Genomic DNA, 25,920 nt, shown 5'->3' with positions numbered 1-25,920 from the left:
TTGCATGTTCGGATATTACATGTTCGGATAGTTCGGCCCGCCACCACCTTCGGGCGTCACCCACACGATATTCTGCGTAGGATCCTTGATGTCGCAAGTCTTGCAATGCACGCAGTTCTGCGCATTGATCTGCAAGCGGTCCTCACCGGCATCTGTCTTCACGAATTCATACACGCCGGCCGGGCAATAACGTTGCTCGGGTCCCGCATACTTTGCCAGGTTGATCTGCACCGGCACGTCCGGATTTTTCAGCGTCAGGTGGATCGGCTGGTCTTCCGAATGATTGGTGTTGGAGATGAACACCGATGACAGTCGGTCGAAGGTCAGCTTGCCGTCCGGCTTCGGATAGACGATAGGCTTGAAGCTGGCCGCCGGCTTGAGCATTTCGTGGTCCGCATGCTGGTGATGCAGGGTCCACGGCGCCTTGCCGCGGAACAGGACCTGGTCAATGCCGACCAGCAGCGTGCCGGCGTACAGCCCCTTGCTCATGAAAGGTTTGAAATTGCGGGCGACATGCAGCTCTTCATGCAGCCACGACGATTCGAAGGCTGCCGGATAGGCGGCCAGCTCGTCCGACTGGCGGCCGGCTGCCAGTGCCTCGAATGCCGCTTCTGCCGCCATCATGCCGCTCTTCATCGCGGCGTGGCTGCCCTTGATGCGGCTGGCGTTCAGGAAGCCGGCATCGCAACCGAGCAGGACGCCGCCGGCGAAGCTCAGCTTGGGCAGCGATTGCAGGCCACCGGCGACGATCGCGCGGGCACCATACGAGATGCGCTTGCCGCCTTCGAAGAATGGGCGGATGGCGGGATGTGTCTTGTAGCGCTGGAACTCCTCGTAAGGCGACAGGTAAGGGTTCTGGTAGGCCAGGCCAACCACATAGCCGACCGCAACCAGGTTGTCTTCCAGGTGATAGAGGAAGGAACCGCCGTAGGTATCCGAATCGAGCGGCCAGCCGGCGGTATGGACCACCAGGCCCGGCTGGTGTTTTGCCGGATCGATTTCCCACAATTCCTTGATGCCGATGCCATAGGTCTGCGGATCGCGATCGCGGGCGAGGTCAAATTTGCTCATCAGCTGACGGCCCAGATGCCCGCGTGCGCCTTCCGCGAACATCGTGTATTTCGCGTGCAGTTCCATGCCCAGCTGGAAGGCGTCGGTCGGATTTCCTTCGCGGTCGACACCCATGTTGCCGGTGGCAACGCCCTTCACCGAGCCATCGTCGTTATAAAGGATTTCAGCGGCAGGAAAGCCAGGAAAGATTTCGACCCCGAGCGCCTCCGCCTGCTGTCCCAGCCAGCGTACGACATTGGCCAGCGAGACCACATAGTTGCCATGGTTCTGGAAGCAGCCCGGAAGCATCCAGCCGGGCGTCTTGTAGGCCTTGCTTTCGGTCAGGAACATGAAGCGGTCTTCAGTCACCGGCGTGTTCAGCGGGGCGCCCAGCTCTTTCCAGTTCGGGAAGAGTTCGTTCATCGCACGGGGATCCATTACCGCGCCCGACAGGATGTGCGCTCCCAGTTCGCCGCCTTTCTCCAGCACGCAAACGTTGACCTCGCCACCCTTTTCGGCTGCCAGTTGCTTCAGGCGTATTGCCGCAGCCAGGCCGGCGGGACCGCCGCCGACGATGACGACGTCGTACTCCATTGCTTCGCGTGGGCCAAATTGTTCGATGAGTTCTGCGTTGGTGGTCATGAGGAGTCAGGAATCGTTGGAATAGTTTTAAAGCAAGTGCACGAATTGTCCGGGATTTTGAGGGAGAATGCTAGGCATCACCGGCCGGGACGGTGCGACTTCGTGCAATGATAACGTTCCCTGGGGCCTGGCTAAACAGCTGCCTGGCGGGGGCAAGAGGAGACATGTCGTGGGAATAGAAGTCAATTTCGAAGGGAAGATCGCGCTGGTCACCGGTGCGTCCAGCGGCCTTGGCGCCCGCTTCGCGAAAATACTGGCGCAGGCTGGTGCGCAGGTGGTGCTCGCTGCCCGCAGGCTGGATCGGCTGAAGGAGTTGCGCGCCGAGATAGAGTCCAACGGCGGCGCGGCCCATGTAGTCAGCCTCGACGTCACCGACTACGCCAGCATCAAGGCGGCCATTGCCCATGCCGAGACCGAGGCCGGCCCGATCGACATCCTGGTCAACAACTCCGGCGTATCGGCGATGCAGCGTCTGGTCGACGTGACGCCCGAGGATTACGCCTACGTGATGGATACCAACCTGCGTGGCGCCTTCTTCGTCGCACAGGAGGTGGCCAAGCGCATGATCGTGCGCGCCAAGGGCGAACCCAACAAGCAACACCGGATCATCAATATCGCCTCGGCCGGCGGCCTGAAGGTGCTGCCGCAGATAGGCATCTACTGCATCAGCAAGGCGGGCGTGCTCCACATGACGAAATCGATGGCGGTGGAGTGGGGGCGCTACGGCATCAACGTGAATGCAATCTGCCCCGGTTATATCGAAACCGAACTCAACCGCGAGCACTTCGCCAGCGAGCAGGGCCTGGCGCTGGTCAACATGCTGCCCCGCAAGCGCCTGGGTGAGCCAGCGGACCTGGACGGGCTTTTGCTTCTGCTGGCCGGCGATGAATCGCGTTTCATCAATGGCGCGATCATGACCGCCGACGACGGCATGACGGCCTGGTGAGGGCAGCGGCATGAGCGACAGGACGCTGGTGCATGTGAGCCGGCTCGGGATCCGCTGGGCTGACATGGATGAGTTGGGCCATGTCAACAATGCGGTCTACTTCACCTACATGGAGAACGCGCGCCTCGACTGGTTGCGCGAAATCGGCTGCGCCCCGGATCCGCAGGGCGAGGGGCCGGTTGTGGTCAATGCCAGTTGCACTTTCATGAAGCAGTTGAAGTATCCGGGCGACGTGGAGGTCCGCATGCTGGTCGGCGAGATCGGCCGCAGCAGCATACAGACCTGGCAGGAGATACGTCGGGTCGACCAGCCGTCCGTGCTGTGCGCGCAGGGCGCTGCCAAGGTGGTCTGGGTAAACTATTTGCTGGAGCGCTCGCAGCCGCTGTCGGAAGCGCAGCGGGCGCGGATCATGCAGCCGACTCAGTCGGTGCTGGATATTGGCAAAGCCGGCGCGGCCTGACGGGTCACGCCCAGCAAGCGGTTGACCAGTTCGCTGGAGGTCGCTGCGCTGAATTTGCGCATCAGCTTTGCACGGTGCATTTCCACGGTACGCGGCGACAGGTCGACCTGGCGGCCAATCTGCTTGCTGGTCTTGCCTTCGACCAGCAGCGCGGCGATTTCACGTTCCCGCGGCGTCAGTTCGGCGGTGACCGGTCGCTTCGCACTCAGGTCGATGAAGGTCCAGATGCCGACCGCATGGACATCATTCTTCACCAGGGACTTGCCCGTGACATGGCACCAGAAAAGCTCGCCGTTGGCACGCTTCATGATGCGCTCGTCGGAGTAATGGCCACGGGCATTCATGATCGGGACGATGCGCGCGCCGGTTCTCTCGAATTCGTCGGTTGAAGGGTAGAGCACCGAGAAAGACTGCCCGCACAGGGCGCCTGCCGGATAGCCGAACATGTCAGCCAGGAACTGGTTGCATGCCTGGATGACGCGGTTCTCGGACGCGCACATGCCGATCGGCGCGTGCATGAAGATGCTTTCAAAGTTGATCGGGAGTACAGCGCTCATGTCTGCGGGGGGCTTGCCGGGGGACCGGGATTGTTGAATTAGAATCGGTATTCCGTACTTCTACGGTATTGTGCTGCCGCAGGGCGCAACTTATGCTGCTGACTGCCTGGCCGGAGACGCCGGGCAGGTTGATACTTTACACAAAATAAGAGGCTTGGTATGAAGAAAGTTTACCCCGACGCCGCCAGTGCAATTGCAGGTGTCGTGAAGGATGGGCAAACGATCGCAGTGGGCGGATTCGGCCTGTGCGGCATTCCGGAAGCGCTGATCGCCGCAGTGCGGGATTCGGGCGTGAAGAACCTGACGGCGATTTCCAACAACGCCGGCGTGGACGGCTTTGGCCTGGGCCTGCTGCTGGGTACCCGCCAGATCCGGAAAATGATCGCTTCCTACGTGGGCGAGAACAAGGAGTTCGAGCGCCAGTACCTGGCCGGCGAACTGGAACTGGAATTCACGCCGCAGGGCACGCTGGCTGAAAAGCTGCGCGCTGGCGGTTCCGGCATTCCCGCATTCTTCACCAAGACCGGCGTCGGCACCATCGTCGCCGAAGGCAAGGACCTGCGCGAATTCGACGGCCAGCAGTATGTGCTGGAGCGCTCGCTGGTGCCGGACGTTTCGCTGGTCAAGGCCTACATGGCCGACAAGGCGGGCAACCTGGTCTATAACAAGACGTCCCGCAATTTCAATCCGAACGTGGCGATGGCCGGCAAGATCACCATCGTCGAGGTCGAGAGGCTGGTGGAAGTCGGCGAGATCGACCCGGACCATGTGCACACCCCCAGCATTTTCGTTCACCGCATCGTCGTCAATGCGAATCCGGAGAAGCGGATCGAGCAGCGCACGGTGCGCACGAAGTAAAGCGACGGCGAACGACAAGACAAACGGAGAGCAGACATGGCATGGACTCGTGAAGAAATGGCCGCGCGTGCGGCGAAGGAATTGCAGGACGGTTTTTATGTGAACCTCGGGATCGGGCTGCCCACCATGGTGGCCAACTACGTTCCCGACGATATCGAAGTGTGGCTGCAGTCGGAAAACGGATTGCTGGGCATTGGCCCGTTCCCGACCGATGACGCGGTCGACCCCGACCTGATCAATGCCGGCAAGCAGACGGTGACGGCATTGCCGGGCGCCTCCTACTTCAGCTCGGCCGACTCGTTCGCCATGATCCGCGGCGGCAAGATCAATATCGCGATCCTGGGCGCGATGCAGGTGTCCGAGAGGGGCGACCTCGCCAACTGGATGATTCCGGGGAAGATGGTCAAGGGGATGGGCGGCGCGATGGACCTGGTGGCCGGCGTCAAGCAGGTGGTGGTACTGATGGAGCACGTGGCAAAGAACAAGGACGGTTCGACCTCGTTCAAGATCCTGAAGGAGTGCGACCTGCCGCTGACTGGCGTGCGGGTGATTAACCGCATCATCACCGACCTTGGCGTGATCGACGTCACGGACCAGGGTCTCAAGTTGGTTGAGCTGGCGCCTGGCGTGACCGCCGAGGAAGTCGTGGCCAAGACCGGCGCACCGCTTGATACCAGCGCGGTGGCTTGATCATCCAGGGCGGCGAGGGGGAGGGTGGGGCGTGAACTGAACCCACCCCCGCCCGGTTCCTGAGGGCGGGCACAGGCTTGCCAGCCTGTGCCCCAGCGTAGCGCAGAGTTATTGCGCGACCCAGCCACCATCCATGTTCCAGGCAACCCCGCGCACCTGGTTGGCAGCAGCGCTGCACATGAACACAGCCAGTTCGCCCAGTTGTTCCGGCGTGACGAATTCACCCGATGGCTGCTTTTCCGACAGCAGGTCCTTCTTCGCTTCATCATTCGAAATGCCGCCAGCCGCAGCGCGCGCGTCCACCTGCTTCTGCACCAGCGGGGTCAGCACCCAGCCCGGGCAGATTGCATTGCAGGTGACGCCGGTGGTCGCGGTCTCCAGCGCCGTCGCCTTGGTCAGGCCGACGATGCCGTGCTTGGAGGCGACATAGGCAGACTTCTGGGCCGATGCCACCAGGCCGTGGGCCGACGCGATGTTGATGATGCGTCCCCAGTTGGCGGCTTTCATTGCCGGCAGCGCCAGGCGCGTGGTGTGGAATGCCGAGCTCAGGTTGATGGCGATGATCGCATCCCATTTCTCGACCGGAAAATCCTCGATGTTGGCAACATGCTGTATGCCGGCATTATTCACCAGGATATCGACTTGCCCGAATTCCCTTGCCGCAGCCTGCATCATGTCGGCAATCTGCTCCGGCTTCGACATGTCGGCGCCGTGGTAAAAAGTTTTCACCCCGAACCCGGATGCCACCTCGGACTGCAATGCCGCGATTGCGGCAGCATCGCCAAAGCCGTTGAAGACGATATTGGCGCCTTGTGCCGCCAGCGAGCGGGCAATCCCCAGGCCGATGCCCGAGGTCGAACCGGTGACCAGGGCGGTCTTGCCCCTGAGCGATGAGCTGGATGAGCTTTGCATGTTATTTCCTTGTGGTGGAGGATGATGGTTGTGCCTTCCCGGATTTTAAATGCAACGACCGGTAAAATGGCGGCTACGCCCACCCGTAGTACTACTGCTCACCACATGACCGCTGCCATCCAACGTACCGTCCAGTGCCTGTCACCTTCCGGCTTGCATCGGATGGCATACAAGGAATGGGGCCGGCCGGACAATCCCGATGTCGTGATCTGCGTTCACGGCGTGACCCGTGTGTCGGATGATTTCGACGCGCTTGCACAAGAACTGTGCGCTGACTTCCGGGTGATCTGTCCCGACGTGGTCGGGCGCGGACGCTCGGACCGGCTGCGCAATCCTGCGCATTACCAACTGCCGCAATATGTCGCGGACATGGTTACGCTGGTGGCCCGGCTGGGGGTGGAGCAGGTGGCCTGGGTGGGTACCTCGATGGGTGGCCTGATCGGCATGTTGCTGGCGTCGCTGGCGGGCACGCCGATTGCAAGGCTGGTGCTCAATGATGTCGGTCCCCTGGTCAATCCGGCTGCGCTGGCGCGCATAGGCGAGTACATTGGCCAGCCGGTGCGCTTCAGGCAACTGGAAGAAGCGATAGCCTATATCCGGATGATATCGGCACCTTTCGGCGAACATGGCGATGACGAATGGCGCAAGCTGGCGACCGATGTATTGCGGCAAGATGAAGACGGAATGTGGACCCGCAATTACGATCTTCGCGTGGCCGACGCGATCCGGGCGATCACGCCCGAGATTGCCAGCCAGTCCGAAGCGGCGCTGTGGGCGGCCTACGATGCAATTGCCTGTCCCACCTTGCTGATACGGGGGCAGCAATCCGACCTGCTTGGTGTGGAGACTGCCAAGGAAATGACCCAGCGGGGGCCGCGTGCGCGGCTGTTGGAAATTCCGGACGTCGGCCATGCGCCGACCCTGCAGCATCAGGACCAGATCAGCCTTGTTGCTGGCTTCCTGAAGGAATAGTTCGCAGCCCCGGCTGCGATCGAGAGAAGAAGACATGGTTTCATTTGCCACTGAACAGTCACAGCTGACTACCGGGCTGTCCGAAGCAGACGCAGCCCGGGTACTGGCTGCGCTGGAGTTCGTTCGTCCGGTCTATTCCGGGCAGGTGTTGCGCACCGGGCAGGATGCGCTCGAGTTCTCGCAGCAGGTGGCCACGGTGCTGGCGCAGTTGTCCTCGGACGCTGATACCCGCATTGCCGCCTTGCTGTTCGAGTTGCATGTGTTCGACCCGAAATTCCTGGACACGATAGAGAAGCATTTCGGCCGCGAGACTGCCGACTTCGTTGGCGGCATACAGCGGCTGATGCGGCTGCACGAGATGACGTTTGCGCATCGCGAGGCGGGCCGCACACGCGACCTGCCGCCGGGCGCGGCCGGGCAGGTCGAGGCCCTGCGCAAGATGCTGCTGGCGATGGCGTCCGACATGCGCGCGGTGCTGGTCCGGCTGGCCTCACGGCTGACGACGCTGCGCTTTTTCGCTGAGCACAAGCTGCAGGATGAGCGCACCGAAAGATACGCGCACGAAACCTTCGAACTGTATGCGCCGCTGGCGAACCGGCTTGGCATCTGGCAATTGAAGTGGGAACTGGAAGATTTGTCGTTCCGCTTCATGGAGCCGGAATCGTACAAGCTGGTCGCCCGCATGCTGGAGGAAAAGCGCCTCGAGCGTGAAGCTTTCGTCGCCCAGGCGATCGCAAGGCTCAAGTCCGAACTGGCGGCCGCCGGAATCAGGGCCGAAGTGAACGGACGTCCCAAGCACATCTACAGCATCTGGTCGAAGATGCGCGGCAAGTCGCTCGAATTCTCCGAGTTGTACGACGTGCGCGCGTTTCGCGTGATCGTCGATGACGTGCGCACCTGCTACACGGTGCTGGGTATCGTGCACAACATCTGGACGCCAATACCGAAGGAATTCGACGACTACATCTCCCGCCCCAAGCCCAATGGCTACCAATCGCTGCACACGGTGGTCGTTGGCGACGACGGGCGCGCGCTGGAGGTGCAGGTACGCACCAGGGAAATGCATCACTTCGCCGAGTATGGCGTGGCGGCGCACTGGCGCTACAAGGAGAGTGGCGGCTCGACCTCGCAGGCGAAGAAGTACGATGAGAAGATCGCCTGGCTGCGGCAACTGCTGGCCTGGAAGAGCGAAGTGGTCGACAGCGTGGTCGGCCCCGACGACTTGCAGCACGAATGGGTCGAGAAGCTGAAGTCGGCGACGCTGGACGACCATATCTACGTTCTGACGCCGCAGGCGCGCGTGATCGAACTGCCGGCCGGCGCCACGCCGATCGACTTTGCCTACCACCTGCACAGCGATGTCGGTCACCGCTGCCGCGGCGCGCGCGTGGACGGCGTGATGGTGCCGCTGAATACGCCGCTCAAGAACGGCCAGACAGTTGAAATCATCACCGCAAAAGGGGAGCAGGCGGCATCGGGGGCGGCTGGCCCCTCGCGCGACTGGCTCAGCCCCACCTACGCGGCGAGCGCGCGCACGCGCTCCAAGATCCGGGCCTGGTTCAATGCGGTGGAACAGCAGGAGACCCTGTCGGCCGGGCGGGCAATCATAGAAAAGACGCTGCAGCGCGAGGGCAGGACTGCGGTCAATCTCGACGAACTCGCCCACAAGCTCGGTTTCGGCAAGGTGGAAGACCTGTTCCTCGCGGTTGGCAAGGATCAGTTCAGCCTGCGCCATGTCGAGCAGGCCTTGCACGAGGAGCCGCCGAAGGAGATCAATCCGGACGACGCGGTGGTGGCCCGCAAGAGCCGCGCATCGAGCGTGGTGCAGGGCGCAAAATCGGGCGTGCTGGTGGTTGGCACGGAAGGGCTGATGACGCAACTGGCGCGTTGCTGCAAGCCGGCGCCGCCGGATTCCATCGTCGGCTTCGTTACCCGCGGCAAGGGCGTTTCCATCCACCGCGCCAATTGCAAGAATTTTGCCGAGATGATGCAGCACGCCCCCGAGCGGGTGATCGCCTGCGAATGGGGCACGCCCGGCAGCGAAACAGTTTATCCGGTCGATATCTTCGTGCTGGCCGGCGACCGCCAAGGCCTGCTGCGCGACATATCGGAGATATTCCTGCGCGAGAAGATCAACGTGATCGGCGTCAGCACGCAAAGCGCCAAGGGCCAGGCGCGGATGGGGTTCACCGCCGAGATCAGTTCGACCGCGCAATTGCAGAAGGCGCTGTCGACAATCAGGGAAGTAACGGGGGTGTACGAGGCGCGGCGGCAATAGGTCACATCGAAAAAATCAGTCAGGAAACAAAACACTGGCGCGGCAAATAAAAGGTCGCTATAATTTCGTTCTTTAGGCGCGTAGCTCAGCTGGTTAGAGCACTACCTTGACATGGTAGGGGTCGTTGGTTCGAGTCCAATCGTGCCTACCAACATTCGAAGCGGTTTCACCGACGCTCAGCAAAAAAGCCGACCCCACAAGGGTCGGCTTTTTTGTTTCCGGGTTTCTTGAAATTGGCCAGAGGAAGTTGGCCGAAAGCGGGCGCCCGATGTCGGCAATGCGCATGTGGTCGGCTACACTTGTCCGGTACACTTTCTGCTCCCTCTTTGCATCCACATTCCGGTCACCAACAAGCCCGCATGAATCCTGATTCCGAAGCGGCAAACCCGCGGTTTTCGGCGCTTCGCACCGGCTTGATCGTGCTGCTGGCGCTTGGCCTGGCTGCTGGCATGTACCTGTGGCTGCCCTTCGAGCCTGCCGTCAGGAAAGGCTTGTGCCTGCTGGTGTTCATCGGGGTGCTTTGGCTGACTGAAGCATTGCACCTCGCTGTGACCGCGCTACTGGTGCCGCTGGGTGGCTTGTTGCTGGGTTTCCCGGGCCTGACCACCACCAGCGCCCTTGCTCCCTTTGCCGACCCCATTGTGTTTTTGTTCCTCGGCGGATTCGCGCTGGCGACCGCACTGAGGGTCCAGCAACTGGATCGCAAGATGGCGGTAGCGCTGCTGGTGCTCTCGGGCGGCCACCTGGGCCGCGCGGTTTACCTGCTGTTTGCGGTCACGGCCGTCCTCTCCATGGGTATCAGCAACACCGCGACGGCGGCCATGATGCTGCCACTGGCCCTTGGAATACTCAGTCCACTTGATCTCCGTAGCGACCGCCGGACATTCGCCTTTGTCCTGCTGGGCGTTGCCTATGCGGCCAGCATCGGCGGCATCGGCACATTGGTGGGTTCGCCACCCAATGCCATTGCCGCGCGCGCGGCGGGCATCGATTTTGCAGAATGGCTGTGGATAGGAATTCCCCTGGTGCTGGCGCTGATGCCGCTGATGGTGCTGACCTTGTGGCTGGTGCTGCGTCCACAACTGAACCGGAGCATCGAGATTGTCATGGATGACGTGCCCTGGACCGGCGCGCGCGTCCTGACCCTGTTGGTGTTCGCCCTGACCGCGCTGGGCTGGATTTTTGGCGCCGCGCCTTTGAAGGCGATGGGCATACAGAGCCCGGACACCTTCTTTGCCGTGGCTGCAGTCGTCGCAGTGGTGGCGCTTGGACTGGTCACCTGGCGGGACGTGGTGGAGCATACTGATTGGGGCGTTCTGCTGCTGTTCGGAGGCGGACTGGCGCTGGGCGAGATCCTCGGCGCATCAGGCGCATCGGTGGTCCTTGGGCAGCAGGTGGCCGGCGCATTGCAGGGCGCTGCGCCGTGGACCATGCTGCTGGTCGTGGCCGCCTTCATGGTGCTGCTCAGCGAATTCGCCAGCAACACGGCCGCAGCGGCCTTGCTGGTTCCGGTTTTTGCGGCGGTCGCGGTTCAAATGGGCTTGCCCCCGGAGATCCTGGTCGTCGTGGTGGCTCTTGCGGCATCCTGTGGCTTTGCCTTGCCGGTGGCAACCCCGCCTAACGCCCTGGTGTTCGGGACGGGGCACGTGCCGCAGCGGGTCATGCTGCGGGCAGGCCTGGCGCTCGATATTGTCTGCATCCTGGTATTGACCGCCTGGGCCTTGCTGGCGCTGCTGAAAATCACACCCTTCTGAGATTGCGATGGCGGCATGCCGGCTGCGTGATTTACGCCGGCTCCAGCATCGGGCGGACCGCTGGCCGCCGTGACCACATCTTCTTGTTCACATCTTCCTGTTCACATCTTCGTCAGCGCATTGAACGCTTTCGGCTGCCTGCGCGCCTGTGCCGGGCCGTGCGGCGATGCCATCCTCGACCGGATCATGCAGCGCCACCGTCGCTTTACGCTGACCAGCGATTCACTGCGGGCAGGGCTGCAAAATGCCAGAAAAAATGAGAAAAATGCCAATCCCTGTTGACCGCTGACATTACAATTTGACAGCACAACAAGTTCTCATGCGCATCGCTCACCACGATACGGATGATTTTTGACTGAGGCCGATTGACAGTATGCTCCTAAAAATGATGTCCGCTATCATTTGGAGTGTGTCACTCGGTTGCAGGGCGCCTGATTCTGCAGCCGCTCATAGTGATAAATACGTGCGATGGTGAGCCAATTTGTCTTCAAATTGATCCAAAAAAATATCTGAAAAGTCACTTGACGGATATGATTTGGTAACGCTAACATTAATCTTGTCGATGGGCGAAAAATGATTCGCATATCGATCCGACGCAGCTGACCGTAGATCAGGCCACACATAGCCAGGAGACGAACATGACGCAGGTGCCCAAGACGACCCTTTCTTCGAAGTCCGGATGCGATCCAGTTGCGGGGGAGGGGGCGATGTCCTTGTCCCCCGATGCAGGGCCGCTCAGTCCGCACAGGCGCAAGCTGCTCGGTGCAGGTGCCGCGGCGCTGGCCTCGGCTGGTCTTGGGCTGGCTGCGCCGGCTGTCATGGCGCAGGCCAAGCGCTTCAGCGGCGTGACGCTGAATGTGTCGTGCTGGAGCGCGCGGTATCCGGCCCTGCTCGCCGACTACATCAGTGAATTCACCGAGGCGACCGGCGCAAAGGTCAATTACGACACGCCGGGCTTGCAGGTGTATAACCAGCGCGCCGACCTCGAACTGTCGACCAAGGGCAGCGGATACGACGTCCTCAACATCACCTTCGTGTTCACCAACCGGTGGATCGGGAACGGTTGGCTGACGCCGCTTGATCCCTATATCAACGACCGCAACAAAACGGCTGCTGACTTTGATTTCGCGGACTTCCTGCCAGGCGCCGTAAGTCCCCTGAAGGACAGGAAAGGCGTCACGCACGGCATCCCCTGGGTGACCGACTCGGGAATGGCCATTGCCAGTCGCTTCGACTTGTTCAAGGCGAACGGCCTGGCGATGCCCGATACCTTCGACGAGCTCGAACGCAGCCTCGGCGTCGTTCACAAAAAGGACGGCGTGGACGGCTTCCTGGCTGACAATCACTGGGGCTTCTGGTACCCGCCGTTCCTGCAAGGGTATGGCGGCAACGTGTTCCGCGCACCGCCGGATGACCTCATGCCTACGCTCGATACACCCGAGGCGATCGTGGCAGCCGAGCAGTTGGCGCGCATCGTCAGCAAGTTCGGCCCGCCTGGCGCAGGTGGCATGTCTTATGGGCAGACCGGGGAGCTGATCCGGGCCGGCAAGGCCAACCACTCGCTCCAGACGCATTCCGGCGGCATGTCCATGATGGAGTCCAACTCCAAGGTGGCGTCCACGCTTCGGTTCTCCTTGTATCCACGTGGACCCAAGGGCAGGTTCCCCGGGATCGCGTCGCACGGCTGGGGAATTCCGGTTGGCTCGAAGAACAAGGATGCCGCCTGGGAGTTCATCAAATGGGCTACCTCAAAGGCGCTTCTCAATCGGATGGTCAAGGAGAAGGGGCTCGGATCGGTGACGCGCCGATCGATCTTCGACGCTCCCGAATACCGCAAGCTGATCACCGTCAACGGCCAGGACACCGGGCAGATCGTGCTCGACACGATCAAGCTTGGCGAACAGGGCCACATGAAATATCGGACGGTCCCGGCCTACCCGCAGATCAACGTCCAGCTCAATCAAGCCCTGGGACGGATCATCTCGGGTCAGATGAGCGCGAAGGAGTCGATGAAGCAGGCGCAAGTAGCTGCCATCGCCGACCTGAAGCGCGCAGGCATCAAGATCTAGGGCGTGGCAATGGCATCTTTGAGCATCAAGCCGGGCGGCTGGTCCGAGAGACGGGATCGCCAGTTGTTCGTCGGATTGCTTCCGGCGCTGGCGATTCTTGTCGTCCTGACCGCTGCGCCGGCGCTGTACCTGGTGCTGACCTCCTTGACGCCGCTGAATCTCGCGGTGCCCGGCACGGCGTGGAATTTCGACAAGCCTTTTGCGAACTACGTCGAGATGCTCGAGGACCCGCGCTTTACGCACTCCGTCGTGGTGCAGATCAAACTGTCCATCGCATCAGTGGTGCTGCAAATGCTTGCAGGCCTTGGTGTTGCCCTGCTGCTCAACGAAAACACCAGAATGAGGCTATGGGCGCGCTCGGGAATGCTGATACCCATGGTGTTGCCCCCGATCGTGGTGGGCATCACCTGGCTGGCCTTGTTTACGGTCGATATCAGTCCGATCCACCGGGCCCTGGCCTGGATCGGACTGCCGGTCGGGCCGCTGTTGACCAATCCATCCACCGCGCTCTGGGCGATCGTATTTGCCGGCACCTGGGAGCACTTTCCTTTCGCCATGCTGATGTCATTGGCGGCGCTGCAGATGGTGCCGGAAAGTCCGATCGAGGCGGCCCGGATCGATGGCGCCAGCCGCTGGCAGATATTCTGGCATGTCCGGCTGCCGTTCATCATGCCGACGCTGGTCGTCGCGGGCCTCTTCATCCTGATCGATAGCGTGAAGGCCTTCCCGCTGATTTTCATCATGACCGACGGTGGCCCGGGTGAAGTGACCGAGGTGACCAACTTCTACGTCTACCGGCAGGCGTTCACCTTCTCGCTATGGGGATATGGCAGCGCGATTGCCACGACCATGCTGGCAGCGGTGTTCCTCATCAGCTACTTCATATATGGCCTCACTACCCCGAAAAATGGCGCTCCGAACTGAACCGAAATTGACATGGCGGCAGCGGCATCCCAAGTGGCTGGGCGATGTCGCGACCCTGATCCTGCTGCTGCTGGTCCTGTACCCGCTGTTCTGGCTGATCCAGGTGTCATTCAGGCCCAAGGAAGAACTTTTCAGCAGCAGCTTCCTGTTCATGCCGACGCTGGAGAACTATCTGGCGCTGTGGAAGGGGAACTTCCCGCTTTCCTTCATCAACAGCATCATCAGCAGCACTGCGGCCACCATATTGGCGATGCTGTTCGGGGTGCCGGCTGCCTATGCGCTATCACGGGGAAAGTTTCGTTCCGCGCGCCAGATCGGCCTCTGGATCCTGGTCACGCGGATGGCGCCGCCGATCGCGTTCACCATTCCGCTATACATCACATACCGCTACCTCGACCTTCACGATACCCGCACCGGTCTCGTCATCGTCTATCTCACATTCAGCCTTGCGCTGGTGATCTGGATGATGAAGCCGTTTTTCGACGCCATCCCGCGCGAACTGGAAGAGGCCGCGGCGATTGACGGCTGCACCACCTGGCAGACCTTCCTGAAGGTGACTCTGCCCCTGGCCGGGCCCGGCCTGGCTGCCACTGCGGTGATCTGTTTCATCCAGTCGTGGAATGACTTCTTCTTCGCGTTGATCCTCACCCGCACCCAGGCATCCACAGCGCCAGTGGCGATTGTCGGGTTCATACAGTATGTCGGATGGGAGTGGGGGCGGATGGCGGCGGCTGGGACTCTCGTCATGATGCCGGTGGTCTTGTTTTCGATCTTTGTGCGCAAGTACCTCGTGCATGGGCTTGCGGCGGGCAGTATCAAGGGCTAAAGGCCTGGAGGAATGTGATGTCAGTAGTACGACTGGAGCAGGTGTACAAACGGTTTGGCGACGTGGAGGTGGTGCGGGACGTGAACCTGGAACTTCCGCGAGGTGGCTTGACGGTTTTTCTCGGGCCGTCGGGCTGTGGAAAGACGACGACGCTGCGCATGATCGCCGGCCTGGAATCGGTGTCGAGCGGTCGTATCCTGATCGGCGAGCAGGACGTGACCCATCTCGATCCCAGGGACCGGAACATTGCCATGGTGTTCCAGAACTATGCGTTATACCCGCACAAGACCGTCGCCGAAAACCTGGGGTTCGGCCTCAAGATCCGTGGCGTGCCGCAATCCGAGATCGAATCGCGCGTGCTCACGGCATCACAGTTGCTCGGGCTCTCCGAACTGCTGGCGCGCAGGCCCAAGCAATTGTCGGGCGGCCAGATGCAGCGAGTAGCCCTCGGGCGCGCGATCGTCAGGGACGCAGAGGTGTTCCTGCTCGACGAACCACTTTCCAACCTCGATGCCAAGTTGCGCGTGCAGATGCGCGAAGAAATCTTCAAGCTCCAGCGACGCATCGAGAAGAGCATGATCTACGTGACCCACGACCAGGTCGAGGCCATGACCCTTGCCGACCAGATCGTGATCATGCGCGACGGCAGGGTGCAGCAGGTGGGGCGGCCGCTGGAAATCTTCGACCGGCCGAACAACCTTTACGTGGCCGGGTTTGTCGGTTCGCCGGAGATGAACATTCTTGACATGCGGGTCGAGGACGGCATGCTGAAGGGAGCGACTTGCTCGATTTCCGCTGAACGCCTGGACGGCCTGAGCGGGGGCAGGCAGGTCAAGGTCGGAATCCGGCCGGACCATGTCGAGCTGGCGCTGGAAGCGTCATCGTCCACCGCCACCGGTTGGCTGGAGGTCGAAGTCTGCGAGCAACTCGGCACGACGACGCTGCTGATCGGCAGCATGGATGGTCAACGTTTGCGGGTATTGGTGACACGAACCTCGGCCGAGCCCGGTGACCGGGTGCCGGTACGCTTGCCCGCCGAGCGCCTGCATCTTTTCGATGCCGACAGCGGGGCCCGGCTCAACTGAGAAAGGCTGCGATCGGCTATTTCCGCGGCTTTTTCGTGGAGCCGCGCACGATCACCTCGAAACCGAGGTCGATGGTGCGTTGCTCCGGACTGTTGCCGCGGAAAGTGTCCATCAGCATGCGGGCGGCGTTTCGGCCAATTTCGTAGCGCTGAAGCCGGACCGTAGTCAGCGGCGGCAAAAATTCCTGCGCGAGCTCAATATCGTCGAAGCCCGCTATGCCCAAGTCCGCCGGCACCTCGATTCCGCGCCGCTTTGCCTCCAGCATGCAGCCGATTGCATGGATGTCGGTGGTGCAGAACACGGCGTCAATGTCCGGATGGCGCGAGAGCAGTTCGACAAAAGCCTTCTCGCCGTTGACCACGCCACCCCTGGCCTCGATCTTCATCGTCTCATCGTGGGCGAGCCCGAAATCCGCCAGGGCCTTTTCGTAACCCGCCCGGCGATCCCTCGTGATCTGGTCATTCTCAACTGGGGTGGAGATCAGCCCGACCTTGCGATAGCCGCAGCGTGTCAGGTGCTCCATCATCGCGTAGCTGGCGTCGACGTTGGAATAACCCACTGCCATGTCGATCAGGCGCCCCGAGATCAGCGGAACCTCCACGACGGGGATGCCCGCATTTGCCAGCAATTTGTAGGTGCGCTCAGCATGCACGGCACCGGTGAGTATCAGGCCGGCTACGCGCTGTCCAAGGAATGAGATCACATGCTCGAGCTCGGTTTCGGGAGAGTAGCCGCTCAGGCCGAGAAGCAAGGTGTAGCCCTCGGCCGAGATCACGTCAGTCACGCCCTGGACGCGTTCGGCAAATGCGGGGTTATCGATGAACGGCAGCACCATTCCAATGGTGCGTGACGTGTTCGAGGCCAAGCCGCCAGCGAGGCGATTGGGGATATAGCCAATCTTCTCGATGGCGACCCAAACCGCAGCCCGCGTTTTCTCGGATACGGTGTCGGGCTTGTTCAGGACCCTGGATACAGTGATCGGCGCAACGCCTGCAAGCTTCGCTACTTCCTCGATCCGGTGCCCGCTACTGCCTGCGCGAACGCGTTTTGACTTCGATTCAGCCATGGATTTTTTTTCTGTGGACAGGGCAAGGATACCGCCATTTTCCTTGCCCTATCCAGCTTTTAGTTCGGCGGCTGCGAACGGCCCATCAGGCCGTGCACCGCGATCGGCGGATATTCCCTGATGGCGTCTTCATTGGGCTCGGTGCCCCAACCCGGGCGGTCCGGCAGCACCAGGTGACCATCCTCGTAGACCGGCACATGGGTAAACAACTCGTGATCCCAGGCGATGCGGTCGATGTCCACCTCCATGATGCGCAGGTTCGGCACTGCCGCGCAGAAATGCGCGTTCATCATCGTGCACAGGTGGCCGTAGAAGTTATGGCAGGCCACGTTGACCTCGTGCGCCTCGGCCGCAGCGGCGATCTTCATGGACTGCCATACGCCATTCCACGGCGTGTCGACGATCGCCACGTCCACCGCTTGCTCGCGCAGGAACGGCAGGAACTGCTGCACGCCGATCAGCGTTTCGCAGGAGGCGATGGGATGCCGGCTCTGCGAGCGCAAGTACGCTAGCGCCTGCGGGTTCAGGGTGTCGATCTCGACCCAGAACATGTCGAGGTCGGCGATCTCGCGCAGGATCCGCAGGTAGCCCTCGGTCCTGGCGTTGAAATTCAGGTCCAGCATGATGTCCATGTCCGGGCCGGCGGCGTCGCGGAGGATCTCCAGGTGCTCGCGCAAGCCCTTCAGGACCTTGCGGTCGATGTTGAGTTCCGGCATGAACGGGTTGCCAAAGCCGGCGCCCCAACCCAGGATCTGCTGGTTCTCGTAGCGGTACATATTGGTCTTGAGCCCGGTGAAGCCGCGCTCGCGCACTTCGCGCGCCAGCTTGCGAACGCCGTCAGCGTCGTGGATCTCGGGCTGGTAGTGTGGCCGGCGCGAGGCCCGCCATGTCACGCAATGCGACCAGTACACGCGCAGGCGATCGCGGATCTTCCCGCCCAGCAGGTCGTAGCAGGGCACCCCCAGCGTCTTGGCCTTGGCGTCCAGCAGCGCGTTTTCGATGGCGCCGAGCGCCTGCCCGACCACCCCGCCCGAGCCTGGCCGCGTCACGCAGTGCAGGTCTTCGCGGATGCGTTCGTGCTGCATCACCGACTGCCCCACCACCCGTGAAGCCAGTTGCTCTATGACTGCGCCCACCCCGGGCGAGCCGAAGCCTTCGTCGAATTCGCTCCAGCCGACCAAGCCGTCGTCGGTCGTGATTTTCACGAAGTAGTAGTTGCGCCAGGAGGCGCTGCACGAGAGGGTCTTGAGTTCGGTTACACGGTGCTGGGCTGTCATGGGAAGTGCTTCCTTATGGGTGATCGGTGTGACGGGAGGCGCGGTGAGGTTTGCTGCGGGTTTTACGCGGCAGCCTGCGGTTCGCAGCTTGGCCGGTGAGGCGAATGCAGCTTGGATGATAGCGGTGATCAAGGATTGCGGCAAGCGGGTCGTGGTAGCTGCGGTAGCCAAAAAGTTTCGACTGTTAGCTATGGTATATGCGGGATATGCAACGAGAGAGTTGCTGTCATCCAGTCTGGTTTGGCTATTCAAGAATTTTGTGAAACAGGATTGTTGCAGTTCAAAATGATATGCGCTACCATTGCGCTGACTACTGATTGGTCAAACAGCGCAACAAGCGCACTACGAGGAGCTCCATGTCCGCCGCACCCGCTCGCAACGTCATCCTGGTCGTCTTTGATTCCCTGCGGCGTGACGCCCTGGGCTGCTACGGCGGATCACCTCCGTGGGGTTCGATCCACACGCCGAATCTCAATGCATTTGCCGAAGAGTCCGTGATGTTCACGCGCGCTTTCCCCGAGTCCTTGCCGACCCTGTGTGCGCGCCGCGCAATCTACACGGGTCAGCGCACCTATCCATTTCATAACGGCGATTTCCGTTACATGAAGGGGGACTGGTGCGTCGGCTACTTTCCGGGCTGGGGGCCAATCCCGGAGCAGCAACACACCTTGTCCGAAATATTTTCTGAACAGAAATTCCGCACCGGTCTCGTCTCGGATCTGTATCACCAGTTCAAGCCGGGGAAGAACTTCTGGCGCGGCTTCGACCAGTGGACTTTCATACGGGGCCAGGAAACGGATCACTCGCGCAGCGGGCGCGTGCCGACGAAGGAGGAGATCGAGCGCTGGATTCCGCCGGAGTTCAGCGAGGTCCACGACCGGGTAATGAAAGCCGCCAACAAGGATTCGTTCTGGTTCGACAGCAAGGCATTGCTGAACATGCGCGACCGGGTGCGCGAGGAGTTGTGGTTCAACGCGCAGGTGATGCAGGAGGCGGGCCGCTGGGTTGAGCAGAACCAGGATGCCGAGCGCATGTTTCTGACGGTCGAATGCTTCGACCCGCACGAGCCATGGTTCGTGCCCGAGCACTACCGGAAGCGCTACGACGCCCATGAAGGCCGCGAGCAGGTGATTTCGCCTTACGCGGAAATCCCGGACATCAGCGAAGACTTGCTGCGCCGCACGCGGGCAAATTATTCCGGACTGGTGGAAATGTGCGACCGCTGGTTCGGTCATTTGATGGAGTCGCTGCGGGTCAACGGCATGCTGGAGGATTCGATCGTGATCGTTACTTCGGACCACGGTCATTCGCTGTGGGATCGCCGCGGATTCATTGGCAAGCGTCCCTATCCGTCCGACCCCGAGACCTACGATGTCCCCTTGATGATCCGGCATCCCGGAAAGCTTGGCGCCGGGACAAAGTGCGATGCGTTCGTGCAGGCACACGACATTGCCGCAACCGTGCTCGAGGCCACCGGCGTGACGAGCCCGGAGCCGATTGACGGAAAGTCCTTCTATAAAACCGCCTTCGCCGGCGGCGCGCCGATTCGCGACCATGTCACGGTCGGATGGGGCGTGGGCATGACCGTCATCGACGACAACTGGTGGTTCAACGCCAAGATCGACGGAACCGGCGCGTTTTTGTACCCCGCGCACCGGCCGCAGGGGGAGGAGACCAGCATGGCCGCCGAACATCCCGAGATCGTGGAGGCCATGTTCCGCATTGGCAAGGAAGACGCCGGTGGCTCATTCCCGCAGTACTTGCTGGACCGCGCGGCCACTGTTGCCGATGCAGGCGGGAGCGTCCCGTTTGCCACCCGTGACTAGAACCACTCCTCCATATACCCATAAGGACGCACTTCCCATGACAGCCCAGCACCGTGTAACCGAACTCAAGACCCTCTCGTGCAGCGCCTCCTGGCGCAACTACTACTTCGTGAAAATCACGACCGACGACGGCCTGGTCGGCTGGAGCGAGTTCGACGAAGGCTTCGGCTCGCCCGGGGTGGGCGCAGTCATCGAGCAACTGGCTTCACGAGTGGTGGGGCAGTCGGTGATGCAGCACGAACGCATCCGCGAAGACCTGCACTGCGTGACGCGGCCAGGCTCGGGCGGGGTGGTCGGGCAGGCGCTCGGCGCCATCGAAAACGCGCTGCTGGACGCCAAGGCCAAGACACTGGGGGTGCCCTGCTACGACCTGCTGGGCGGCAAGATCCGCGATCGCCTGCGCGTGTACTGGTCGCATTGCGTCACCTGGCGGGCTGGCCGCGTACCCCACTACCAGCCCGAGATCCACGACGCAGCGGGGGTGCGCGACCTGGCCCGCGAGGTCAGGGAAAAAGGGTTTACTGGGCTCAAGACCAACATCTGGCGCTATGAGCAGGACGGAAAGATCGCGCGCTGGGCTACCGGCTTCGGTACGCCATTCGCGCCGGAACTCAACATCGACCGCAAGGTCCTGAAGGGCTTGCGCGAGCACCTGGAGATCCTCCGCGACGCCGCCGGCCCGGACATGGACATCATGCTGGACCTGAATTTCAATGCCAAGACCGAGGGCTACCTGCGGATCCTGCGCGAGATCGCCGACCTCGACATGTTCTGGGTCGAGATCGACACCCTGAACCCGCAAGCGCTGGCGTACTTGCGCTCGCAAAGCCGGCATCCCATCGCCTCCTGCGAAACGCTGATCGGCGTGCAGCAGTTCCTGCCCTTCCTGCGCGAGCAAGCGGTGGACGTGGCGATCGTCGACACGCCGTGGAATGGCGTATGGCAGTCCATGAAGATCGCCGCTGCGGCCGAGGCGCACGAGGTCAACGTGGCCTGCCATAACTTCTACGGCCACCTGTGCACGATGATGAACGCGCACTTCTGCGCGGCAGTGCCGAACCTGCGCATCATGGAGGTGGACATCGACCGCATCGCCTGGGATCACGAGTTGTTCACCCATGTACCGGTCTACGAGGATGGTCACCTGGTGCTGCCGGACCGCCCGGGTTGGGGCACCGAACCCAATGAAGACGCCATCAAAGAATATCCGCCGATCGCGGTGCACGGCCTGATGGGCCGTTCCCGGCCCCAGAGCTGATCGTCGCCTGTCTTGCAGATCGTGTATTTGTCGATGCAGGCAGCGCGCCTTCATCCCCGTCGAAAGCCACTGAGTGACCAGGGAAGTCCTTATGACGAATGCTGTTGATGTATTGATTATCGGAGCCGGCGCTTCGGGCGCTGCGGTAGCGTGGAGCCTGGCCGAGACCCGCATGCGTATCGTGTGCCTGGAGCAAGGGGATTGGGTCAAGTCGTCCGACTACCCGAGCAATGGCCGCGACTGGGAGGAGCGGCAGTTCGGCGATTTCAGCGTCAATCCGAACCGCCGTGGCAATCCAGCGGACTATCCTGTCAACGAGGACGATACGCCGATCAAGGTCGCCAATTTCAATGGTGTGGGCGGGGGCACGATCCTGTACGCAGGACATTTCCCGCGCATGCATCCCTCGGACTTCCGGGTGCGCACGCTTGATGGCGTCGCTGACGACTGGCCGGTGGACTATGCCACGCTGGAACCCTACTTCGCGCTGAACGACCGGATGATGGGCATAGCGGGGCTGGCCGGGGATCCGGCCTATCCGCCCAAGGAAGCGGTGCTGCCCCCGCTGCCGCTGGGCAAGACCGGCATGGTGCTGGGGCGCGCGATGAACCAGCTGGGATGGCACTGGTGGGCTGCTGACAGTGCCATCTCCACCCAGGACTACGAGGGCAGGGCGAAGTGCATCAACCTCGGCCACTGCATTGCTGGCTGCGCCCAAGGGGCGAAGGCCAGCACCGACATCACCTACTGGCCCGTGGCTTTGCGCCAGCGTGTCGAGCTGCGTACGCGCTGCCGGGTGCGCGAGATCACCACCAACGAGGATGGCATGGCCTCCGGCGCGATCTATTACGACGCCGATGGCGTGGAGCATTTCCAGCCCGCAGAGGTGGTGATCATCGCCTGCAATGGCGTGGGGACGCCGCGGCTCCTGCTGAACTCGGCTTCTTCGCGCTTTCCCAATGGTCTGGCCAACTCCAGCGGACTGGTAGGCAAGAACCTGATGTTCCACCCTTACTCGTCGATTCGCGGCTATTTCGACGAGCCGCTGGACGGCTATCGCGGACCGCATATCGGCACCTGGAGCCAGGAGTTCTACGAAACCGACCGCAGCCGCGGGTATTTGCGCGGATACACCTACCAGTTCGTGCGCGGGCAGGGTCCGGTATTGACCGCAATGACGGGCATGGCCTCCGGGCTGATTCCATGGGGTGAAGGACACCATCAGGCCTATCGGCAGCTGTTCGATCGCAGCGCGGGAATGGTGGCGATCTGCGAGGACCTGCCCGAAGAACACAACACCGTCACGCTCGATCCGCATCTGAAGGACTCGAACGGAATTCCGGCACCCAAGATCACCTACCGCCTGAGCGAGAACAGCCGTCGGATGCTGGATCATTCGATCGCCCGCGGCACCGAGATTCTCAAGGCCGCAGGTGCGCGCGATATCGTCAGCGACGGACCGCTGCCACATGCGGGCTGGCACCTGATGGGTACTGCTCGCATGGGAACCGACCCGGAGCGCTCGGTGGTCAACGAGTGGGGCCGCAGCCACGACGTCAAGAACCTGTTCATCGTCGATGGGAGCATCTTCGTCACCTCCGGCGGGGTCAACCCCACCGCCACCATCCAGGCGCTGGCTCTTTATATCGCCGACAACATCAAGAACCGTCTTGCCAACCTGTTTGATTGAGGCCCCGATGACAAAGCACATCCCGATTGCGGGAGCAAACGCGCTGTCCGACACGCAGCGGCGTTCACTGCGCGCGCTGGTGGCGCTGATGATTCCCGCCAGCGCCGAGTACCAGGTACCCGGCGCCGATGACCAAGCAATTTTTGGCGATATCGTCTCCTCGCTGGGGCGGGACGCCGGTGCTGTCCGGCAGGTGCTCAAGCACCTGGAAGAAATGTCCGCAGGCCCCTTCGCTGACCTGCCGGCCAGCCAGCAGGAGGCACTTGCACAGCAAATGCGTGACGATCATCCGGCGCTGGCGAGTGCGCTGGTAGCAGTGACGACGAGGTGCTATTACCGCGATGACCGGATCATGCAAGCGCTGGGCATGCAGCCGCGGCCGCCGTTCCCGCAAGGCTTCGATGTCGAGCAAGGTGACTGGTCGCTGCTCGAACCGGTACGGGCGCGCCGGAAGATATATCGGGACGCTCCCTGATGGCGTGCGCCGGAAGCACTGCCAGATGAGCCAGGAAGCGGAAAAATTCGGCGGCGTCATCGGGCGGAGCTACCAGGACTCGAAGCCCTGGATCGTGCCCGAGCCAAGCGCGCCACCTGGCGCGCCAAATGTCGTGATCATCGTGCTGGATGATGTCGGATTCGGGCATCTCGGGTGCTATGGTTCCACCATCGAGACGCCGCGCATCGATGCGCTGGCGGCTTCGGGCAGGCGCTACAACAACTTCCACACCACCGCGATGTGCTCGCCGACGCGCGCATCCCTGTTGACTGGTCGCAACCATCATGCAGTCGGCATGGGAATGATTGCCGACTGGTGTACCGGTTACCCTGGCTACCAGGGGCAGGTGACGCGGCGTGCGGCAACCCTGGCCGAGATCCTGCAACCAGCCGGGTACAACTGCTTCGCGGTTGGCAAGTGGCACCTGGCACGGCTGCGCGACTGGACTGCTGCCGGCCCGTTCGGGCAGTGGCCGCTCGGACGCGGTTTCGAGCGTTATTACGGCTTTCTTGCATCCCTGATGGACCACTGGAATCCGGAGCTGGTCTGCGACAACCACGCCATACCGACGCCGCGGCGCCCCGGCTATCACCTGACCGAAGACTTGATCGAGCGGGCCATCGGCATGATCGGGGACCAACAAGCGGCGGCGCCAGGCAAGCCCTTTTTTTCCTACGTGGCGCTGGGGGCCTGTCACTCGCCGCATCATGCGCCCAGGTCTCATATTGACAAGTATGCGGGCCGCTTCGATGAAGGCTGGGATGTCGCGCGCGAGCGCTGGTTTGCACGGCAACTGGAGCTGGGGATTGTCCCTGCCGGATCGCACCTGACCCCGATGAATGAAGCAGTAAGGCCATGGGACTCCATGAGCCCGGATGAGCGCAGGCTCTGCGCCCGTCATCAGGAGGTATTCGCCGGCTTCCTGGACCACACCGACCAACAGATAGGGCGCCTGGTCGACTACCTCGGAGAGCGCGACCTGCTCGACAACACGCTGCTCATGGTGCTGTCGGACAACGGCGCGACGGAGGAGGGTGGTGACTTCGGCGATGCCAACATCCGAAGGCATTACCAGTTCCTCGATGAGCCGCTGGAGCAAAAGCTGGCTGCGTTGGACCGGCTCGGTTCCGAGCACATGTTCAACAACTATCCAAGGGGCTGGGGACATGCAGGCAACACGCCGCTGAAATGGTTCAAGATGCATACGCACGGCGGCGGCGTGCGCGACCCGCTGGTAGTCCACTGGCCGGCGCGGATGAAGCAGGGTGGGCTCGTAAGCGCCCAGTTCTGTCATTGCAGCGATATCGTGCCAACCGTGCTGGAGGCGGTGGGGGTGGATGCGCCGGCCACGGTTCAGGGAGTGGAGCAGATGCCGATCCATGGCACGAGCTTCCTGCACACCTTCGATGAGCCGCGCGCGCCCGGCCGCAAGAAAGTCCAATACTTCGAGCTGCTAGGGCACCGCGGGATCTGGGCTGATGGATGGAAGGCAGTGACCCACCATGTGCAGGGAGCGGACTACGAGAGCGACCGTTGGGAGCTCTACCACGTGGATGTCGACTTCACGGAGAGCGAGGACGTGGCTTTGCGATATCCGGAAAAGCTCAGGCAACTGGTTGAACTTTGGTGGGAACAGGCTGAAATGCATCACGTCCTCCCGCTTGACGACCGCGACCGCCAACGAATCCTGTTCACCTACAAGCTTCCTTCCCGCCAGCGCTACGTGTTCGAGCCCGGCATGGACCGGCTATCGGTCGTGGCCGCCCCGCCGGTGGCCAATCGCTCCTACCGGATCGTTGCGGACGTCGAGCTGGCGGCAGACACCGCTGGCGTGATCCTGGCTGCGGGCACCCGCTTCGGCGGCTATGTGCTCTTTGTCGAGGGCGGCCATCTGGTGCATGAGTATGTCGGCCCTGACAGGCGATGGGTGCTCGAATCCGGGGCAGCCCTTGCCCCCGGTCGTCATATCCTGGAATTTGAATTCGCCAGGCACGGACATGGCGCCGGCACCGGCACCATGCTCTGCGACGGCGTAGTGCTGGGCCGCATCGAGATGCGCAACATGTGGCCATTGGGCGCGACCGCAGGCGGTGTTTATTGCGGCTACGACGACGGCAGCCCGGTCAGCGACCGTTACCGCTGTCCGTTCACGTTCACCGGGACCATTCACCAGGTATCCGTGGAGCTGGCGGACGATCAGCTGGCCAATCCCGGCCTGGAAAACCTTCTCTCCATCAGTGAAGACTGATGACCCATTGAAAACAGCATTCGGAACGCACAGGAC

General features: G+C 61.9%; 22 protein-coding genes and 1 tRNA gene. 18 read left to right on the top strand and 5 right to left on the bottom strand.

All coding sequences use genetic code 11. From position 1 onward, the window contains the following. Window positions 1–15 precede the first annotated feature (15 nt). Window positions 16–1,692 carry an electron transfer flavoprotein-ubiquinone oxidoreductase gene (locus FVE66_RS08095; protein ID WP_151446884.1) on the bottom strand — a complete coding sequence of 559 codons (1,677 nt, stop codon included), beginning with the start codon at window positions 1,690–1,692 and terminating at the stop codon, window positions 16–18. A gap of 169 nt (window positions 1,693–1,861) precedes the next feature. Between FVE66_RS08095 and FVE66_RS08090 the strand changes: the two genes are divergently transcribed. Both FVE66_RS08090 and FVE66_RS08085 read left to right on the top strand, forming a co-directional pair. After that, the gene (locus tag FVE66_RS08090) at window positions 1,862–2,638 is read left to right on the top strand and encodes an SDR family oxidoreductase (RefSeq protein WP_151446883.1); all 777 of its coding nucleotides are present in this window, start codon (window positions 1,862–1,864) and stop codon (window positions 2,636–2,638) included. A gap of 10 nt (window positions 2,639–2,648) precedes the next feature. Then, a complete protein-coding gene (locus FVE66_RS08085; protein WP_151446882.1) occupies window positions 2,649–3,098 on the top strand; it encodes an acyl-CoA thioesterase in 450 nt (149 codons plus the stop codon). Here FVE66_RS08085 and FVE66_RS08080 read toward each other — a convergent pair. Further along, window positions 3,059–3,655, bottom strand: a complete 597-nt coding sequence (locus tag FVE66_RS08080) for a LuxR C-terminal-related transcriptional regulator (protein WP_151446881.1) — start codon at window positions 3,653–3,655, stop codon at window positions 3,059–3,061. The genes FVE66_RS08085 and FVE66_RS08080 overlap by 40 nt on opposite strands. A 159-nt stretch (window positions 3,656–3,814) precedes the next feature. Between FVE66_RS08080 and FVE66_RS08075 the strand changes: the two genes are divergently transcribed. Together FVE66_RS08075 and FVE66_RS08070 are read left to right on the top strand one after the other, a co-directional pair. Continuing rightward, window positions 3,815–4,513 (top strand): CoA transferase subunit A, encoded by a 699-nt coding sequence (locus FVE66_RS08075; protein WP_151446880.1) that lies wholly within the window; start codon window positions 3,815–3,817, stop codon window positions 4,511–4,513. A 36-nt stretch (window positions 4,514–4,549) separates the two neighbouring features. Beyond that, a complete protein-coding gene (locus tag FVE66_RS08070; RefSeq protein WP_151446879.1) occupies window positions 4,550–5,203 on the top strand; it encodes a CoA transferase subunit B in 654 nt (217 codons plus the stop codon). Window positions 5,204–5,311: 108 nt separating this feature from the next. Here the strand turns inward: FVE66_RS08070 and FVE66_RS08065 are convergent, their stop codons facing one another. Next, window positions 5,312–6,115: a 3-hydroxybutyrate dehydrogenase gene (locus FVE66_RS08065; protein WP_151446878.1), complete on the bottom strand. Its 804-nt coding sequence runs from the start codon at window positions 6,113–6,115 to the stop codon at window positions 5,312–5,314. 105 nt (window positions 6,116–6,220) lie between these two features. On the opposite strand from FVE66_RS08065, the gene FVE66_RS08060 reads away from it, so the two are divergent. From FVE66_RS08060 to FVE66_RS08025, 9 genes are all read left to right on the top strand, one after another. Further along, window positions 6,221–7,087 (top strand): alpha/beta fold hydrolase, encoded by an 867-nt coding sequence (locus tag FVE66_RS08060; protein ID WP_151446877.1) that lies wholly within the window; start codon window positions 6,221–6,223, stop codon window positions 7,085–7,087. A gap of 34 nt (window positions 7,088–7,121) precedes the next feature. Continuing rightward, window positions 7,122–9,365 (top strand): RelA/SpoT family protein, encoded by a 2,244-nt coding sequence (locus FVE66_RS08055; protein ID WP_151446876.1) that lies wholly within the window; start codon window positions 7,122–7,124, stop codon window positions 9,363–9,365. 74 nt (window positions 9,366–9,439) lie between these two features. Beyond that, a tRNA-Val gene (locus FVE66_RS08050) sits at window positions 9,440–9,516 on the top strand. Window positions 9,517–9,724: 208 nt separating this feature from the next. Continuing rightward, window positions 9,725–11,119, top strand: a complete 1,395-nt coding sequence (locus FVE66_RS08045; RefSeq protein WP_151446875.1) for an SLC13 family permease — start codon at window positions 9,725–9,727, stop codon at window positions 11,117–11,119. A 120-nt stretch (window positions 11,120–11,239) separates the two neighbouring features. Next, window positions 11,240–11,401, top strand: a complete 162-nt coding sequence (locus FVE66_RS20165; RefSeq protein WP_161993225.1) for a hypothetical protein — start codon at window positions 11,240–11,242, stop codon at window positions 11,399–11,401. A 356-nt stretch (window positions 11,402–11,757) separates the two neighbouring features. Further along, window positions 11,758–13,188, top strand: coding sequence for an ABC transporter substrate-binding protein (locus FVE66_RS08040; protein WP_241673089.1), 1,431 nt, complete (start codon window positions 11,758–11,760; stop codon window positions 13,186–13,188). A 9-nt stretch (window positions 13,189–13,197) separates the two neighbouring features. Continuing rightward, on the top strand, window positions 13,198–14,112 hold the full coding sequence (locus FVE66_RS08035) for a carbohydrate ABC transporter permease (protein WP_151446874.1): 915 nt from the start codon (window positions 13,198–13,200) through the stop codon (window positions 14,110–14,112). Window positions 14,113–14,119: 7 nt separating this feature from the next. Further along, entirely contained in the window at window positions 14,120–14,938 is an 819-nt protein-coding gene (locus tag FVE66_RS08030; RefSeq protein ID WP_241673088.1) for a carbohydrate ABC transporter permease, read from the top strand. A gap of 17 nt (window positions 14,939–14,955) precedes the next feature. Beyond that, on the top strand, window positions 14,956–16,023 hold the full coding sequence (locus tag FVE66_RS08025) for an ABC transporter ATP-binding protein (RefSeq protein WP_151446872.1): 1,068 nt from the start codon (window positions 14,956–14,958) through the stop codon (window positions 16,021–16,023). 16 nt (window positions 16,024–16,039) lie between these two features. Here the strand turns inward: FVE66_RS08025 and FVE66_RS08020 are convergent, their stop codons facing one another. After that, the gene (locus FVE66_RS08020; RefSeq protein ID WP_151446871.1) at window positions 16,040–17,089 is read right to left on the bottom strand and encodes a LacI family DNA-binding transcriptional regulator; all 1,050 of its coding nucleotides are present in this window, start codon (window positions 17,087–17,089) and stop codon (window positions 16,040–16,042) included. A gap of 59 nt (window positions 17,090–17,148) precedes the next feature. Continuing rightward, window positions 17,149–18,366 carry a mandelate racemase/muconate lactonizing enzyme family protein gene (locus FVE66_RS08015; protein ID WP_151446870.1) on the bottom strand — a complete coding sequence of 406 codons (1,218 nt, stop codon included), beginning with the start codon at window positions 18,364–18,366 and terminating at the stop codon, window positions 17,149–17,151. Window positions 18,367–18,722: 356 nt separating this feature from the next. Here FVE66_RS08015 and FVE66_RS08010 point away from each other — a divergent pair, with 356 nt between their 5' ends. The 5 genes from FVE66_RS08010 to FVE66_RS07990 all read left to right on the top strand — a co-directional run bounded on the left by FVE66_RS08010 (window position 18,723) and on the right by FVE66_RS07990 (window position 25,884). Beyond that, window positions 18,723–20,192 carry a sulfatase gene (locus tag FVE66_RS08010; protein ID WP_151446869.1) on the top strand — a complete coding sequence of 490 codons (1,470 nt, stop codon included), beginning with the start codon at window positions 18,723–18,725 and terminating at the stop codon, window positions 20,190–20,192. A 37-nt stretch (window positions 20,193–20,229) separates the two neighbouring features. Beyond that, the gene (locus FVE66_RS08005; protein WP_151446868.1) at window positions 20,230–21,450 is read left to right on the top strand and encodes a mandelate racemase/muconate lactonizing enzyme family protein; all 1,221 of its coding nucleotides are present in this window, start codon (window positions 20,230–20,232) and stop codon (window positions 21,448–21,450) included. Window positions 21,451–21,541: 91 nt separating this feature from the next. Further along, window positions 21,542–23,140: a GMC family oxidoreductase gene (locus FVE66_RS08000; RefSeq protein WP_151446867.1), complete on the top strand. Its 1,599-nt coding sequence runs from the start codon at window positions 21,542–21,544 to the stop codon at window positions 23,138–23,140. A 7-nt stretch (window positions 23,141–23,147) separates the two neighbouring features. Next, window positions 23,148–23,615, top strand: coding sequence for a hypothetical protein (locus FVE66_RS07995; protein WP_151446866.1), 468 nt, complete (start codon window positions 23,148–23,150; stop codon window positions 23,613–23,615). A 25-nt stretch (window positions 23,616–23,640) separates the two neighbouring features. Continuing rightward, entirely contained in the window at window positions 23,641–25,884 is a 2,244-nt protein-coding gene (locus FVE66_RS07990) for an arylsulfatase (protein WP_161993224.1), read from the top strand. The last annotated feature ends 36 nt before the right edge of the window (window positions 25,885–25,920 follow it).

Origin of the sequence: Lacisediminimonas profundi, from assembly GCF_008831265.1 — a bacterium.
Taxonomy (GTDB): Bacteria; Pseudomonadota; Gammaproteobacteria; order Burkholderiales; family Burkholderiaceae_D; genus Lacisediminimonas; species Lacisediminimonas profundi.
This window is presented reverse-complemented; position numbering and strand designations above follow the sequence as displayed.